The organism is Kushneria indalinina DSM 14324 (assembly GCF_003385845.1).
GTDB lineage: Bacteria > Pseudomonadota > Gammaproteobacteria > Pseudomonadales > Halomonadaceae > Kushneria > Kushneria indalinina.
Map to the genome: position 1 here is coordinate 80,433 of NZ_QRDJ01000007.1, position 14,910 is coordinate 95,342.

General features: G+C 62.2%; 11 protein-coding genes. 7 read left to right on the top strand and 4 right to left on the bottom strand.

Features of this window, described 5'->3' with window-relative positions:
- Nucleotides 1-13 precede the first annotated feature (13 nt).
- The 3 genes from C8D72_RS07035 to C8D72_RS07045 form a co-directional block, all read right to left on the bottom strand.
- A complete protein-coding gene (locus C8D72_RS07035) occupies nucleotides 14-1,357 on the bottom strand; it encodes an APC family permease (RefSeq protein WP_115853716.1) in 1,344 nt (447 codons plus the stop codon).
- 6 nt (nucleotides 1,358-1,363) lie between these two features.
- Complete coding sequence (locus C8D72_RS07040; protein ID WP_115853717.1) at nucleotides 1,364-2,254, bottom strand: methyltransferase domain-containing protein; 891 nt, start codon at nucleotides 2,252-2,254, stop codon at nucleotides 1,364-1,366.
- 152 nt (nucleotides 2,255-2,406) lie between these two features.
- Nucleotides 2,407-2,970 carry a cytochrome b gene (locus C8D72_RS07045; RefSeq protein WP_115853718.1) on the bottom strand — a complete coding sequence of 188 codons (564 nt, stop codon included), beginning with the start codon at nucleotides 2,968-2,970 and terminating at the stop codon, nucleotides 2,407-2,409.
- A gap of 164 nt (nucleotides 2,971-3,134) precedes the next feature.
- On the opposite strand from C8D72_RS07045, the gene C8D72_RS07050 reads away from it, so the two are divergent.
- The 7 genes from C8D72_RS07050 to C8D72_RS07080 all read left to right on the top strand — a co-directional run bounded on the left by C8D72_RS07050 (nucleotide 3,135) and on the right by C8D72_RS07080 (nucleotide 13,350).
- A complete protein-coding gene (locus C8D72_RS07050; RefSeq protein WP_170140530.1) occupies nucleotides 3,135-4,661 on the top strand; it encodes an efflux transporter outer membrane subunit in 1,527 nt (508 codons plus the stop codon).
- Nucleotides 4,651-5,892: an HlyD/EmrA/EmrK family protein gene (locus tag C8D72_RS07055; protein ID WP_115853720.1), complete on the top strand. Its 1,242-nt coding sequence runs from the start codon at nucleotides 4,651-4,653 to the stop codon at nucleotides 5,890-5,892. The genes C8D72_RS07050 and C8D72_RS07055 overlap by 11 nt, the downstream gene beginning before the upstream one ends.
- Nucleotides 5,889-7,445: a DHA2 family efflux MFS transporter permease subunit gene (locus C8D72_RS07060; RefSeq protein ID WP_115853721.1), complete on the top strand. Its 1,557-nt coding sequence runs from the start codon at nucleotides 5,889-5,891 to the stop codon at nucleotides 7,443-7,445. Before C8D72_RS07055 ends, C8D72_RS07060 begins: the two co-directional genes overlap by 4 nt.
- Before the next feature lie 210 nt (nucleotides 7,446-7,655).
- The gene (locus C8D72_RS07065) at nucleotides 7,656-10,019 is read left to right on the top strand and encodes an FdhF/YdeP family oxidoreductase (RefSeq protein WP_115853722.1); all 2,364 of its coding nucleotides are present in this window, start codon (nucleotides 7,656-7,658) and stop codon (nucleotides 10,017-10,019) included.
- Between the two features lie 155 nt (nucleotides 10,020-10,174).
- Nucleotides 10,175-10,810 (top strand): glutathione S-transferase family protein, encoded by a 636-nt coding sequence (locus tag C8D72_RS07070; protein WP_115853723.1) that lies wholly within the window; start codon nucleotides 10,175-10,177, stop codon nucleotides 10,808-10,810.
- Nucleotides 10,811-10,971: 161 nt separating this feature from the next.
- Nucleotides 10,972-12,204 carry an EAL and HDOD domain-containing protein gene (locus C8D72_RS07075; protein WP_115853724.1) on the top strand — a complete coding sequence of 411 codons (1,233 nt, stop codon included), beginning with the start codon at nucleotides 10,972-10,974 and terminating at the stop codon, nucleotides 12,202-12,204.
- A gap of 129 nt (nucleotides 12,205-12,333) precedes the next feature.
- Nucleotides 12,334-13,350: an acyltransferase family protein gene (locus C8D72_RS07080; RefSeq protein ID WP_115853725.1), complete on the top strand. Its 1,017-nt coding sequence runs from the start codon at nucleotides 12,334-12,336 to the stop codon at nucleotides 13,348-13,350.
- A gap of 17 nt (nucleotides 13,351-13,367) precedes the next feature.
- Here the strand turns inward: C8D72_RS07080 and C8D72_RS07085 are convergent, their stop codons facing one another.
- Nucleotides 13,368-14,765, bottom strand: a complete 1,398-nt coding sequence (locus C8D72_RS07085; protein ID WP_115853726.1) for a uracil-xanthine permease family protein — start codon at nucleotides 14,763-14,765, stop codon at nucleotides 13,368-13,370.
- Between the last annotated feature and the right edge of the window lie 145 nt (nucleotides 14,766-14,910).

Below are 14,910 nucleotides of genomic sequence, written 5' to 3' on the forward strand. Positions count from 1 at the left end.
GACTGCGACGGCGCTACGTCGCCGTCGTTGCCTCGCGGCGGCGCCAGTACAAAAGCGGAATCCCGAGCGCCACGATCGTGACGCCGATCACACCGCCCGCCCCGGCGTTGATCAGGCTGGCATATACCAGTCCCGCACAGACCAGACAAAACAGGATGGGCGTGAGCGGATAGAACGGTACGCGAAACGCCCGCGCCCCGTCGCCCCCTTCCCGCTGGCGCAGTATCAAAAGCGATATGCCCACCAGCAGCAGAAAGCCCCAGAACACCGGCGCCGTGTAATCCACCATGGCCTCGAAGCCGTCGCGATGCAGATCGCCCAGCGCCACCAGCACCAGCGACAGAATGCCCTGCACCACCAGCGCATTGGCCGGATTGTCACCGCGCTGGCTCCACATCCCCAGCCGTCTCAGCGGCGGCAGATCGCGCCCCAGCGCATAGTAGACGCGCGCCCCGGTAAACAGCGTCGCATTGAGCGTGGAGAGCGTGGCGGCAATGACGATCACCGTCATGGCCAGCGCCCCGGCATCGCCCAGGATGACCTGCATCATGTGTGATGCCACGGCGTCACTGCCTCGCAGACCCTCAAGGCCCAGCACGCCCAGATAGCTCAGATTGATCAGGGCATACAAAATGATCAGCAGTACGGACCCCATGACCAGCACGCGGGCCATATCACGCCGTGGGTAGCGCATGTCGGCCGACAGATAGGCCGCCTCGTTCCAGCCGCCGTAGGTGATCAGGACAAACACCATGGCCATGCCCAGCGCGGAGAAGCCATCGCCCATCGGGGCACTGCTGCGCTGGGACAGGGTGTGGCCTTCCATGCTGCCAAGGCCCAGCACGATCACCCCCAGCATCAGTGCGACGGTCGTCAGGGTGAAAAGCCGCTGAGTCAGGCGCCCCTGGTGGGTACCGGCCACGTTGATCAGTGTAAAGACCATAATGGCAAGACCGGCATAGATTGCCGGGCCGTGCTCACCCAGCGAGAAGAGCGTGCTGGCGTAATCGCCAAACACAAATGCCACGGCGGCAATGCCGCCGGTCTGGATCACCGTGCCGCGCGCCCAGCCAAATAAAATGGCCACTCGCTGACCCAGCGCGCGGGAAAGAAAGTGATACTCGCCGCCGGCATCAGGATAGCGCGAGGCCAGCTCTGCGTAGCACAGCGCCCCCATTAGCATCACGACCCCGCCGGCCAGCCATACCCCCAGAAAGGCCCAGCTGCTGTCAACGTGACCGGCGACCAGCGGCGGCGTGCGAAAGATGCCCACGCCGATCACCACGCCCATCATGATGGCAACAGCGTCGGGCACGCCCAGATAGCGACGCACGCCGGTCGCGGCGCTTGCGCTCATGGAGAATCAGGATTCACGGCTGGCCTGCCAGTCCGTATCCATTGGCTCTCCCGGACCTTCCAGCGCCTCGATCGGCTCGACGGCCTCGATGCGATCCTGCGTGACGCGCCCGTAAAAGCGCTGATGGTGCTCGCCGTCGGCCAGAGTAAAGGCGATCCGGTCACCCAGCAGTCGCGCATTGCCCACGGTCACTGCCTGCTCATCGCGCTGCGCGGTGCCGCGAACTTCCTGATAGCGCTGCGACAGCGTCAGGGTGATGGAGGTGTCGCCCTGCATCATCTGCCACTCACCTTCGACTCGCGCCGGCACGTGCCAGAGATAGACGGTGCGTCCATCAATGGTGCGCTGCTCATCGCTGTGCCAGTCCCCCATGTCAAAGGCATGCGACACCACCCGTGTACCCGGCGCCATATCGGCCAGGATTTTGGGGCGCAGCTGCTGATTGATGGTCGGCAGCAGATACAGGGTCAAAACGTCGGCATCGGCGATGGGTGTGTCGAAGAGATCTTCTTGGCGAAACTCGACCCGGTCGGTCACGCCTTCACGCTCGGCATTGTCGTTGGCCTCTCCAATGCGCTCGGGGTCGATATCCACCCCCAGCACCTCGGCGCCCAGCTTTGCAGCCGCAATGGCGATGCGCCCGTCACCGGAGCCCAGATCGATCACGCGGTCGCCCTCGCTGACCTCGCCCATCTCCATCATGCCCGCCACCACCGGTTGCGGCGTGGGGACATAGGGCACATCAAGCTCGATGCTGGCCGCCGTTTCGACATTGTCGGCCGCCTGCTGCTGCGCCTGGGCTACCGTGGCCAGACCCAGGGTGGTCATCAGCAGTCCGGTGCCAACCACGGCATGTACGGCATGCTTTTTATACTTGTTGAAAGGCTTGAAGGACATGACTCACAGACTCCTTGGCATTTTTATCAGAAGGGACGTTCGTAATGCTCATTCAGCGTGCGTTGAAAACCGCTACCCCGCCACTGGCTTCAATAAGGTTTCAGCAAGACCCGGCACCCCTCGCAGAGCCGGCATCCGAGGTGTGACATTATCTAGCGGGAGAGGTGATCCGGGCGGGTTGCCATTTTCTGCAGGGTGTTGTCGCGCCGGATCAGGCCGTGCCATACCACGGCCAGCAGCACATGGCCGGTAATCAGCCCCCCCAGCGTCCAGGCCATCCAGACATGCCACTGAGCGGTGAGCTCTGCCAGCCCCGACATTTCGCGACCGCCACTCATGAGCTGGGCTCCGAAGACCTGCAACGGCTTGCCGGAAGCCCAGTTCATGGTCAGGCCCAGCAGCGGCACAAGAATCATCAGCAGATACAACACAAGCTGGCCGAAGGCGACCAGCATCTCGGCACCCCGATCATGGGGTGGGCGGTTGGAAAGATTGCAAAGCCCCCAGGTCGAGCGCAGCGCCACCAGCAGCATCAAAACAAACCCGATGCTCTTGTGGCTGCCCACCATGAAGGAGACCCAGGGGGCGCGACCGACCAGATTGGCCGCGATCATGCCGGAGAACTGCCACAGAAGCAGTGCCGCCATCAGCCAGTGAAAAAGACGGCTGATCCGCCCATAATATTCACGAGTATCTCGCCAGGCGATGGAAGGCACGAAAGGCTCCTTGGAACGTGGGCCACGCGACACGCGCGACAGTCAGGCCTACATTAGTGCAGCGGGCTTGTCTGGTGCTGAAATATGCCCTTGAAAGCATTCACCCTTCAGTGCCGTTAATGTGTATTACCATATCGCCTGCCTGCCATTTCATCGGAAACATGATGCACCAGCTTTCAGCCCTCTCCCCGCGATGTCCTGCCGCTCTCCTGCTGTGTCTGATGCTGGTCTGCACACTGCTCAGCGCCTGTGGCGCACCGGCCATGGCGCCGGCCGAACTGACCCTGCGCGAACACGCCCCGCTGGCAGGGCTTGAGCCCGATCAGGACACGCCCGGACACTGGCCGGATGCCCGGTGGTGGCACGATTTTAACGATCCCCAGCTCAACGCCCTAATCGAGCGCGCCATGGCCGGGGCACCGTCGCTGGACAGCGCCCGTGCCCGCTTTGACACCGCCTCCCGCCAGCTCGAGGGCCGCCAGGCAGACACCCGCGCGCAGCTTGAAGGCAGCGCCCGGGTCAATCAGAGCGTTAGCCATACCGACCTTGAGTACCCGGCGCTCGGCCTGCCCGGATTCGAGACCGGCAGCGCCGGAGACAGTCAGCGCAGCAACGCAGGCCTGGCCACGCTCTCGTTTGGCTGGGATGTCGACTGGTGGGGCAAAAAACGCGCTGCCATCGAGGCTGCCGTCGACCAGCGCCACGCCGCACGGCTGGAGCAGGCCGCCGCCGCCAGCGCCATGCAGGTGGGCATCACGCGCGCGTACATGGACTGGCAGCTGCGTCAGGCCCAGCTGTCATCGCTTGATGCCCTGCTGACCTCGACGCGCGACAGCCTGCGGATTACCGCCCTGCGCGTTGAACGCGAGATCGAAAACCCCGCACGACTGGATCAGGTCCACGAACAGCTCTCCCTGCTTGAGCAGCAGCGCGCCCAATTGAACGGCGCCGCCCGCCTGGATCAGGTGCAGCTGGCGGCCCTGATGGGCGTCTCCCCGGATCAGCTTGATGACCTGACGCCACGGCCGCTGCCGCAGCTGGAAACGGCCCTGCCACGCGATGCCGGGCTCGAACTGATCGCCCGCCGTCCGGACATCATGGCCAGCCGCTGGCAGGTCGAGGCCGGCATGCGCGGTATCGATCAGGCGCGTGCGGATTACTACCCCAATGTCAGCCTGTCGGCGCTGGCAGGGTTTCTGCGCGTGCACCCGCTGGGCAGCGGTCGCAACGAAGATGTCGCGGTGGCCTCGTTCGGCCCGGCGGTCACGCTGCCCATTTTCGAAGGCGGCCGGCTCGATGCGCGCTATAACGCCAGCCGCGCACAGCTTGAAAGTGCCATTGCCGACTACAACCAGCGCGTCGTGGACGCCGCCCAGGACGTGGCGCGCCAGACCGTCACCATGGATCAAATCGAGGCGCAGCGTGCCGCACAGACGCAGGCGCTCCAAAGCTTTCAGCATCGCCTCGAGCTTGCACGCCAGCGCGACGCGCGTGGGGTCGAGGACCCGCGCGCCCTGATCGAGGCGCAGCAGGGGCTGGTCCGGGAGCAAATGAACCGCCTGGCGCTCGATGGCGAGCTGCTCGATACCCGAATACAGCTGATTCATGCTCTGGGCGGCGGTTATCATGGCCGCGTACCCGAGCGTGATGCGCGCTATCTAACAAGTGGAAGTACAACCGATGGCCACTGAGACCGATCACACGGCCGACGCCGGTCAACCGCCCGCTGAAGGCGACTATCCCGAGGCGCCGGTGTCGCGCAAAAAGCGCAACATCATTTTGCTTGTCATCGCGCTGGTGTTCGCGCTGGCCGGCATTGGCTGGTATCTGCTGGACACGCTGGTGCTCAGCACCCGGGTCATTACCGATGACGCCTATGTGCAGGGTGATCAGGTCAATGTCTCCGCACAGATCAACGCCACGGTGACTGCCATCAATGTCGAGGACACCGAACCGGTCAAGCGCGGGCAGGTGCTGATCACACTCGATGACAGCGATACCCGCAATGCTCTTGACCAGGCTGCCGGACAGCTGGCACAGGCCGTGCGCCGGTATCGCCAGCAGCGCGCACAGGCCGTCCAGCTCGATGCCGCCACGGTCACGGCGCGTGCGCAGTTCGAACGCGCCCGCGACGAGTATCAACGCCGCAAGCCGCTGCTGGCGCAGCGCGCCGCCTCAAAGGAAGAGGTCGACAGCGCCCGGCGGCAGTTCAATGCCGCCCAGGCACAGCTCGAACAGGCCCAGGCCCAGGCACGTGCGGCCCACGCCCTGATCGACGGCAACGATGTGTGGCACGACCCGGGCGTTTTGCAGGCGCGCGCCGCCTACCGCAACGCCTGGCTGGCCCAGCAAAGAACGCAGGTGATCGCCCCGGTCGACGGCTTCGTGGCCAGCCGACAGGTGCAGCTGGGCCAGAGCGTGCAGGCCGGTCAGCCGCTTTTGACGGTTGTACCGCTCCATGATCTGTGGGTGGAGGCCAACTTCAAGGAGACCCAGCTGGGGCGGGTGCGCATCGGCCAGGCGGCGACCGTCACCACCGATTTCTATGGCTCGGACGTGGTCTATCACGGTCACGTGGCCGGGCTTTCGGCGGGCACCGGGGCGGCGTTCTCGCTGCTGCCGGCCCAGAATGCCACCGGCAACTGGATCAAGGTGGTACAGCGCGTGCCGGTGCGCATCACCCTCGATGACGACACGCTTGAATCTCATCCACTGCGGATGGGGCTTTCCACCTATACCCGCATCGAGCTGAATGATAACGCCGATGGCCCCATGCTGGCCGAGGCGCCCCGGGTGCGACCGCCGCAGCACACCGAGGTGTTTGAGGCGCGCCAGCAGCAGGCCGATGCCGCCGCCATGGCCATCATTCGCGACAACGCCGGCGAGCTGCTCACCGACGCTGCCGACAGCGCCACCCCATGAGTGAAGCGGCGACCACCTCCCCCCAGCAGGAGGCGCTGCCGCCGATGCGCGGCATTCGCCTGGTGCTGCTGACGCTGGCGATGGGGCTTGCCACCTTCATGGAGGTGCTGGACATCTCCATCGTCAACGTCTCGGTACATACCATTGCCGGTGACATGGGAGTGAGTACCAGCGAGGGCACCTGGGCGATCAGCGCCTATGCCCTTTCCAGTGCCATTGCCCAGCCCCTGACCGGCTGGCTGGCGCGCCGCTTTGGCGAGGTGCGCCTGTTCTGCACCTCCATATCACTGTTTATCGTCTTCTCGGCGCTGTGCGGGCTGGCCAACAGCATGCTCATGCTGGTGATCTTTCGCCTGCTGCAGGGGGCGGTCTCCGGCCCGCTGGTGCCGCTGACCCAGACCATTCTCCTGAAGAACTATCCTGCCGAGAAACGCAGCATGGCGATTGGTCTGTGGGCCATGACGGTGGTGGTCGCGCCCATCTGCGGGCCGATTCTGGGCGGCTGGCTGACCGACAACTACTCCTGGCCGTGGATTTTTTACATCAACATCCCGGTCGGCATTCTGTCGCTGGTGTTAAGCCTGTGGCTGCTGCGCGGGCGCGAATCAAAAACCACCCGGGTGCCGGTGGACGTCATCGGGCTGGGGCTTTTGATCATTGGCGTGGGCGCGCTGCAGTTCATGCTCGACAACGGCAATGACCACGACTGGTTCGCCTCGCCGATGATCGTGACGCTGGGGATCGTGGCGCTGGTCGGCATTACCTTTCTGGTGGCCTGGGTGCTGATGCACCGCCGCCCGGTGGTCAACCTGCGCCTGTTCGGCCAGCGCAACTTCGCCATCGGTACGCTGTGTCTGTCACTGGGCATGTTCGCCTTTTTCGGCAATACCGTGATCACCCCCAACTGGGTGCAGCAGGTGATGGGCTACAACGCCACCTGGGCCGGGCTTGCCGTGGCACCCATCGGTATTTTGGCGCTGTTTGCCTCCCCGCTGGTCGGACGCTTTCAAGGCCATTTTGACCTGCGCGTGCTGGTCACCGTGGGCTTTGGCATCTTTGCCTTCTGCTCGTTCTGGGCGGCAGGCTTCAACAGCCAGATTGCCTACAGTGAGCTGGCCATGCCCCGCTTCGTGATGGGTGCCGGCGTGGCGTTTTTCTTTGTGCCCATCAATCAGATCATCTTTGCCGGGCTCAGAGACGATCAGATCGCCGATGCCTCGGGCCTTTCCAACTTCTGCCGAACGCTGGCCACCAGTATCTCCACGGCGGTGTCGGTGACGCTTTATGACCATCGCAGCATCTATCATCACGCGCGCCTGACCGAATCGGTGGTGCCCGGCAGCCCGGCCACCGAGCACTATCTGGATCAGCTGGGCACCCTGGGACTGCAGGATCAGCGCGCCTGGATGATGATCAACGAGGTCGTCAACGCTCAGGCCGCCACCATGGCGTTCAACGATGTTATCTGGCTGTTCGGGATCATCTTTATCGTCGCCATCGGCCTGATCTGGCTGGCGCGCCCGCCCTTCCCCGCCGGCGGCCCGATGCACTGAACTTATCGAGGGTTTGCCTGATTCCTATTAAGCACAAGTTAAGTTCGTGTACCAGGCTCACAACAATCGATTATCTCCGGCGCTGACGCTATCCGGCCCCCTTCCATCCAGCCGGGGCAGCGCATTCGATGAGTGTTGTCATCATTGCGGACTGTCACGGTAGCGTCAGCGCTGCCTGTCATCTTTCAACCGTATTGGCACGGAGGCCACATGGTGAAAAAACACACTGCGCATCAGGGTAACAGCGACGTTTACGGCACACAGGACATAGGCTCTCCCGGCGGCGGCTGGCTGGCCCTCAAGGCGGTCGAGCAGCACATGCTGCGCCAGGAAGTGCCCTTTATCGGCAACCGGTTGATGCTGTCGATGAACAAGCACAATGGCTTCAAGTGCCCCAGCTGCGCCTGGCCGGACCCGGTCAAGCCGGCGATGGCCGAATTCTGCGAAAACGGCGCCAAGGCGGTGGCCTGGGAGGCGACCCGCAAGCGCGTCCGCCCGGAATTTTTCGAGCGCTACACCGTCACCGAGCTCTCGGACTGGAGCGATCACGAGCTGGAAAGCCAGGGCCGCCTGACAAACCCGATGCGCTACAACGCCGAAACGGACAAGTACGAGGCGGTCAGCTGGGAAGCCGCCTTTGAAGAGATCGGCGCAGAGCTCAAGGCACAGGAGGATCGCTGGCGGGTACAGCTGTACACCTCGGGCCATGCACCCAACGAATCGGCCTTCATGTATCAGCTCTTCGGGCGCATGTATGGCATCAACAACTTCCCCGACTGCTCCAACATGTGTCACGAGACCACCACGGTCTCGCTGCCCGACAGCCTGGGCGTGGGCAAGGCCACCACCACGCTGGACGATTTTGATCATACCGATGCGGTGTTCATCTTTGGCCAGAACACCGGCACCAACAGCCCGCGCATGATGGGCAACCTGCATGAACTGGTCGGCCGCGGCGGGGCCGTGGTGACCTTCAATCCGCTGCGCGAGAAGGCGCTGGTGCGCTTTGCCAATCCGCAAAGCCCGATGGACATGCTCAAGCCTTCCGGCACCACCATCAGCTCGCAGTATCACCAGGTGCGTATTGGCGGCGATATCGCGGCCATCCAGGGCATGTGCAAGGTCGTGATCGAAGCCGACGATCGGGCACAGGCGAACGGCGACAGGCGCGTGCTGGATCATGAGTTCATCGAGGCCCATACCCACGGTCTCGAGGCCTTTGCCGATCACTGCCGCGCGCTGGACTGGGACCTCATCGAACGCCATTCGGGGCTGACCCGGGCGGCGATCGAGCAGGCCGCCGAGGTCTACATGAGCGCCGAGCGCGTGATCTGCTGCTGGGGCATGGGCATCACCCAGCAGGCGCATGGCGGCGACGGCGTGCAGCAGATCATCAATCTGCTGCTTTTGCGCGGCAACATCGGCCGACGCGGCGCGGGTGCCTGCCCGGTGCGGGGTCACTCCAACGTGCAGGGCGACCGCACCGTCGGCATCTATCAAAAGCCGACCGAAGCGTTTCTAAGCCAGCTCGACGAAGTCTTTGATATCGAGTCACCCCGCCAGCACGGTGACGACGTGGCGGCCTGCTGTGAATCGATTCTGGCCGGTGGGGTAGACACCTTCATTGGCCTTGGCGGCAACTTCTTCCGCGCCATTCCCGATATCGACCGGGTCGCCGAGAAGACGCTCAATACGCTGAAGATGACCGTGCAGATTTCGACCAAGCTCAACCGCAGCCATCTGATCCACGGCAAGAAGGCCTTTATCCTGCCGTGCCTGGCGCGTACCGAGAAAGACATTCAGGCCGGCGTTTTGCAGACCGTGACCCTTGAAGACGGGATGAGCAACGTCAATGGCTCGACCGGCCAGCTCGAACCGGCCTCGCCCCACCTCAAATCCGAGGTGGCGATCATTGCCGGCATCGCCCGCGCTACCCTGCCACCGCATACCAAAGTGGACTGGGAGTGGCTCAGCGAGGACTACACGCGCATTCGTGATCGCATCGAGGCGGTCTTTCCGGACATGTTCAAGAATTACAACGCTCGCGTGGGTGAACCTGGCGGCTTCCATCTCTACAACGCCGCCCGCGAGCGGGTCTGGAAGACCGACAGCGGCCGCGCCAACTTCCTCTTCCCGGAGGACACGCTGGACTCGAGCATGACCTCTCCGGAGGCCGACTACCTTCAGCTGATCACGACCCGCGGCCACGATCAATTCAATACCACGGTGTACTCGCTCGACGATCGCTACCGCGATGTCTACGGCACACGCATGGTGGTGATGATGAATCCGGCCGATATCAAGCGGCTCGGCCTTGAAGAGGGCAACATGATCGAGTTTCGCGCCGTGGCAGAAGATGGCATCGAGCGGCGGGCCTCGGGCTTTCGGGTCATGCCCTATGACGTGCCCGAAGGCTGCGCGGCGGCCTACTATCCCGAAACCAACGGGCTGATACCGATTGCCAATCGTGACGAGCGCAGCCATACGATTGCGGCCAAATCGGTGCCGGTGACCATTCATCTGATGGATACCGAGCAGGTACAACGTCAGACCGGCATGCTTGCCACCGCCTGACCGGGGTAGTATCGATCCGTGACCTGCAGGGCCCTGCCACCATGGTGGCAGGGCCCTGTTACGTTACATTGCCAAAGGCTTAAGGATGGTCCCGAAGCCTTGTGCCACACTGTCTGCATCCTCCTTATTTGCCAACAGATCACGGAGACGATGCCATGATGACCGTCTACGGCGACTACCGCTCAGGCAACTGCTACAAGGTCAGGCTTACCCTGGCACTGCTGGAGATCAGTCATCGCTGGTTCGATGTCGATTTCCTGACCGGCGAAACCCGCAGCGACGACTTTGCCACCCGCAATCCTGCCCGCCGTGTTCCCCTGCTGGAACGCCACGACGGGCGCACGCTGGTGGAATCCAACGCCATTCTCTATTACCTGGCAAGCAACAGTGCGCTGGTGCCCGACGATGATTTCGATCGTGCCCGCATGCTGCAGTGGATGTTTTTCGAGCAGCATCGTCATGAGCCCTCCCTGTCGGTCGCCCGCCTGATTCACTGGTATCAGGGCGACCCGAGTGAACGCCTTGAAGAGCTGATGACGCGTCAGGAAAGCGCCCGTCAGGCGCTGGATATCATGGAACAGACGCTGAGCCTGCAGCCCTTTCTGGCCGGCGATACGTTGACGCTGGCCGATATTGCCCTGTTTGCCCACACCCACATCGCCGATCAGGCCGGTCTTTTGCTGCTGGACTGGCCCCATGTGGTGGAGTGGTGCGGACGCATCGAGGAGATCTCCGGCTTTGTCTCGATGCAGCACGTTCCTGATGACAATACGCGCGCGTCGATAACGTAGGGCGACCGGGTGGACAGCGTTTCAGGGGCCCGCGCTCAAGTCATGTGGATACCGGGCGATAAGGTTAGAGCACTACAGGCAGGCACTGATTGAGGCAACAGGTGTCATGGCCTGTCAAAGCCACGGTGTGGACGCTATTTCAATGAAGCCCAAGACATCATATGAGCGAAACCTCCGACGACAGCGCTGGCGTCCTGTTTGCCCGACAGCCCATCTATGATCGAAAGCTGGCGCTGGCCGGCTACGAGCTTTTGTTTCGCCCCTATGGCGGCGGCCCGATCGTGGCCGCCGATTTCGATGGCAATCGCGCTACCAGCCAGGTGCTGATCAATGCCTTTACGGCGGCCGATATCCGTGAGGTATGCGACAACCAGCCTGCCTACGTCAACTTCACTGCCGACAGTCTGATCCGGGACATCCCCTTTGATTCCCGCGCCCTGATCATCGAGATTCTGGAAGACGTTACCGACACCCCGGAGGTCATCGAGGCGTTGGTCCGCCTGCGTGAAGAGGGCCATGTCATGGCGCTTGATGACTACACTCTGACGGACGCCAGTCACCCGCTGCTGCCCTTTGTCGATGTCGTCAAGCTCGACTATCCCTTCTATACCGCCGAGACACTTGCAGACACTATTCAGAGCCTGCTGGCGCGATATCCCGACCTTCAGCTGCTGGCCGAAAAGATCGAGACGCAGGAAGACTACCGTATCGCCATGGACGCAGGCTGCACGCTGTTTCAGGGCTATTTTCTGGCCCGTCCGGAGCCCGTCTATGGCCGGGTCATGCCGATCAATCGCCTCAATATCCTGAGGCTTCTGGCCGAACTCAACGCCGCCGATATCTCCATGCGTGACATGGCCGAGATCGTCCAGCGCGACCCCTTCTTGAGCGTGCGTCTATTGCGCATGGCCAACGCAGCCTTTGCCCAGCAAAGCCGCCCGGTCACGTCCCTGCACGGCGCTGTCATGGCGCTGGGACTGTCGCGTATTCGAAGCCTGGCAAGTCTTCTGGTGCTGTCGCGCTTTGATGACAAGCCGCACGCCCTGCAGCAGCTGGCCATGATGCTGGGGCACTTCTGCCATCAGCTGGCCAGTCAGCTCCCCGGTCAGACCAGCGAGATGGGCTTTACCGTGGGCCTGTTCTCGTGTCTTGACAGCTTCATGGATCAGCCGCTGGAAGAGATCCTGGCGCAGATCCCCGTGCATCCCGAGATCGAGGCCGCCCTGATGCGACGCACCGGCCCGCTGGGTCTGATCCTGCAAACGGCCATCGACTATCAAAGGGCCCAGTGGGAGAGGATCGACTGGCCTCATCTGGCAGAGCTGGGGCTGTCACCCGATCAGGTCGCCGGGGCCTATCAGCAAGCGCTGATGCGTGCCAATCGGGACAAGTGACGCCTCCCGAACCGAACCGCTTTTCGAAATATTTCAGCCCGGTGAATCCTGTCGCCGACGCGGTGTCCTACACTTGCCCTCCTGATTCAGGCAGGGACGCACTGCCCACGGCACGACAGGGAACGTTGTATGCTGGTCTCCGTACAGGCGCTTCGCGCATTTGCCGCCTGGCTTGTGGTCTTTCACCACTTCATGCAGGTCTTTTTCGGCTTCGACACCGACAATCCGGCCGGCCACCTGCTCTCCACCCGGGGGCAGATGGGGGTGGATCTCTTTTTTGTCATCAGCGGCTTTGTGATCTACATCACCACTGCCGACCGCTCGATGAAAACCCTGCGCTTTCTCTGGCAGCGCGCGGCACGCATCGTGCCGGTCTACTGGTTTTATACGGCCGTCACCGCCGCCATTCTCTTTTTTGCCAGTGACCTGATGCCGGATTACGGGCTGGATCTGCCCTCGCTGATCATGGGACTTTTGTTCATTCCCAACGAAAACCCGGCAGGCTTTGGCGACTATCCCATACTGCCGGTGGGCTGGACGCTCAATTTCGAGATGATGTTCTATCTGGTCTTTGCCCTCTCCTTTCTGCTGCCGCCGCGCGCCAGAATGTGGATCGTGATCATGATGATCGCGCTGCTCAATCTACTGCTGCCACGTCTGGACATGATCAGCAGCTTCTACACCGACCCCATTATTTACGAATTCCTGCTGGGCCTGGGCGTGGGCATGCTGTATCACCACGGCAAGCTGTCACCGGCGACCACACGCACGCCCTGGGCCATTCTGGCGCTGGGCTGCATGGCACTCATGCTCTGCTTTACCGATCAATCGGCCTGGCGACTGGCCGTGTGGGGGCTGCCGGCTGCGCTGTTGGTCATTGCCATGATTCGGCTGGAACCCATCTTTACGCGCTGCCATGCTCTGCGCCAAATGGGCGATCAGTCCTATTCGGTCTATCTGGTCCATGTCATCGTGCTGTGGCTGGCCCATGCATTTTTACACGAGCACTGGGGCCTGCCCGTCTGGCTGACGCTGGCCATCAGCCTGGTCATCATTGCGACGCTTTCGTGGGCGAGCTTCGAGCTGCTGGAGAAACAGCTCTCCCGCCGACTCAAGCCGCCGCGCCGAGCGTCGCAGGCTGCATGAAGCAACGTCCCCGGCACTCAGGATGCGGAACGTTCCGTTTCAGCCCTCGAAGGGACCTGATCACGTATTGCGTGGTCTGGCAGCAGCAGATTCAAAACGATGGCCACCAGACCACCGGCGCTGATCGACGACCCAAGCAGCAGACGCACCATTTCTGGCAGCTGATCGAATATCTCGGGACTGCTTGCCACCCCGAGACCAACACCGAAGGCAACCGCCATAATGGTCAGGCTACGCCGGTTCAGGGTAACGCGAGCCAGAATACGGATGCCGGCGGCGGCCACGCTGCCGAACATCATCAAAAGCGCCCCACCCAGCACCGGCTGGGGAATCTGCGACAGCACTGCCCCCAGCGTCGGGAAAAGCCCCAGAATCACCAGAATCACGCCCACATACTGCCCCACGTGACGACTCGCGACTCCACTGAGCTGAATCACTCCATTATTCTGGGAAAAGGTGGTGTTGGGGAAGGTATTGAACACCGCTGCCAGCATCGAATTGACCCCGTCTCCCAGCACGCCACCGCTGATGCGTTCGAGATAGCGCGGCCCTTCAATCGGCTGGCGCGAGATCAGACAGTTGGCCGTCAGGTCCCCGACCGACTCGATCGCGGTAATCAGATAGATCATGGCAATCGGCAAAAACACCGACCACTCGAAATCGAAACCATAGCGAAATGGAATGGGCAGACTGATAAGTGGCTGCTCTTCAAGCGAGGTAAAACCGGCCACACCGGTCAGCCATGCCACCAGCGTACCAATGGCCAGCGCAACGGCGATGGCCGAAAGCCGCAGCCAGGCATTACGCGCGTGACCGAGAATCACGATGATCAAAAGAGTCAGTGCGCCGATACCCAGATAGCCGGGGTCGCCGAAATTATCGACGCCGTCGCCGCCGCCCAGACTTGTCATACCGACCGGGATCAGACTCATGCCGATGATCGTGATGACGATACCGGTAACCAGCGGTGTAAATATCCGGCGCAGTTGATGTAGAAACCGGCTCAGGAAAATCTCGACGAACGCGCCAAAAAAGCAGAGGCCGAAAATCATGGCGAGCATGTCATCCGGGCTGCCGCCACGCGATTGCACCATCAGACCGGCCGCCGTAATCGCACCGAGAAAGGAGAAACTGGTGCCCTGAACACAGATCATGCCGGCCCCGATGCCCCACGGCCTTCGGGCCTGCAGGAAAGTGCCCACCCCCGATACCATCAGACCCATGCTGAGCAGATAGGGCAGTTGCCGATCAAGCCCGAGAATGCCTGCGATCACCAGCGTCGGGGTGACGATGGCAATAAAGCATGCCAGTACATGTTGAACGGCCGCCAGCAGTGCCGGCCCCGGCGCGGGGCGATCATCGAGTGCATGAATAAGATCATCCCGGGAATCTGGCGGTGGATTGGATTGCGACATGGTCGGATCACCTTGAAAGCGAAGACATGAGCTGCCATGCAAGAGTCCGGCCAAATGGCCACGACACCTGACCGATTGGTCAGCTATCGAAACAGGCGTCACGACAGCCATCACGTCTATACGGCCTTATCACGCCTTTGATGCG

Bases quoted from the DNA above. Each gene is read 5' to 3' on its own strand.
- C8D72_RS07035 (WP_115853716.1), bottom strand. From the start codon at position 1,357: ATGAGCGCAAGCGCCGCGACCGGCGTGCGTCGCTATCTGGGCGTGCCC.
- C8D72_RS07040 (WP_115853717.1), bottom strand. From the start codon at position 2,254: ATGTCCTTCAAGCCTTTCAACAAGTATAAAAAGCATGCCGTACATGCC.
- C8D72_RS07050 (WP_170140530.1), top strand. From the start codon at position 3,135: ATGCACCAGCTTTCAGCCCTCTCCCCGCGATGTCCTGCCGCTCTCCTG.
- C8D72_RS07055 (WP_115853720.1), top strand. From the start codon at position 4,651: ATGGCCACTGAGACCGATCACACGGCCGACGCCGGTCAACCGCCCGCT.
- C8D72_RS07060 (WP_115853721.1), top strand. From the start codon at position 5,889: ATGAGTGAAGCGGCGACCACCTCCCCCCAGCAGGAGGCGCTGCCGCCG.
- C8D72_RS07065 (WP_115853722.1), top strand. From the start codon at position 7,656: ATGGTGAAAAAACACACTGCGCATCAGGGTAACAGCGACGTTTACGGC.
- C8D72_RS07070 (WP_115853723.1), top strand. From the start codon at position 10,175: ATGATGACCGTCTACGGCGACTACCGCTCAGGCAACTGCTACAAGGTC.
- C8D72_RS07075 (WP_115853724.1), top strand. From the start codon at position 10,972: ATGAGCGAAACCTCCGACGACAGCGCTGGCGTCCTGTTTGCCCGACAG.
- C8D72_RS07080 (WP_115853725.1), top strand. From the start codon at position 12,334: ATGCTGGTCTCCGTACAGGCGCTTCGCGCATTTGCCGCCTGGCTTGTG.
- C8D72_RS07085 (WP_115853726.1), bottom strand. From the start codon at position 14,765: ATGTCGCAATCCAATCCACCGCCAGATTCCCGGGATGATCTTATTCAT.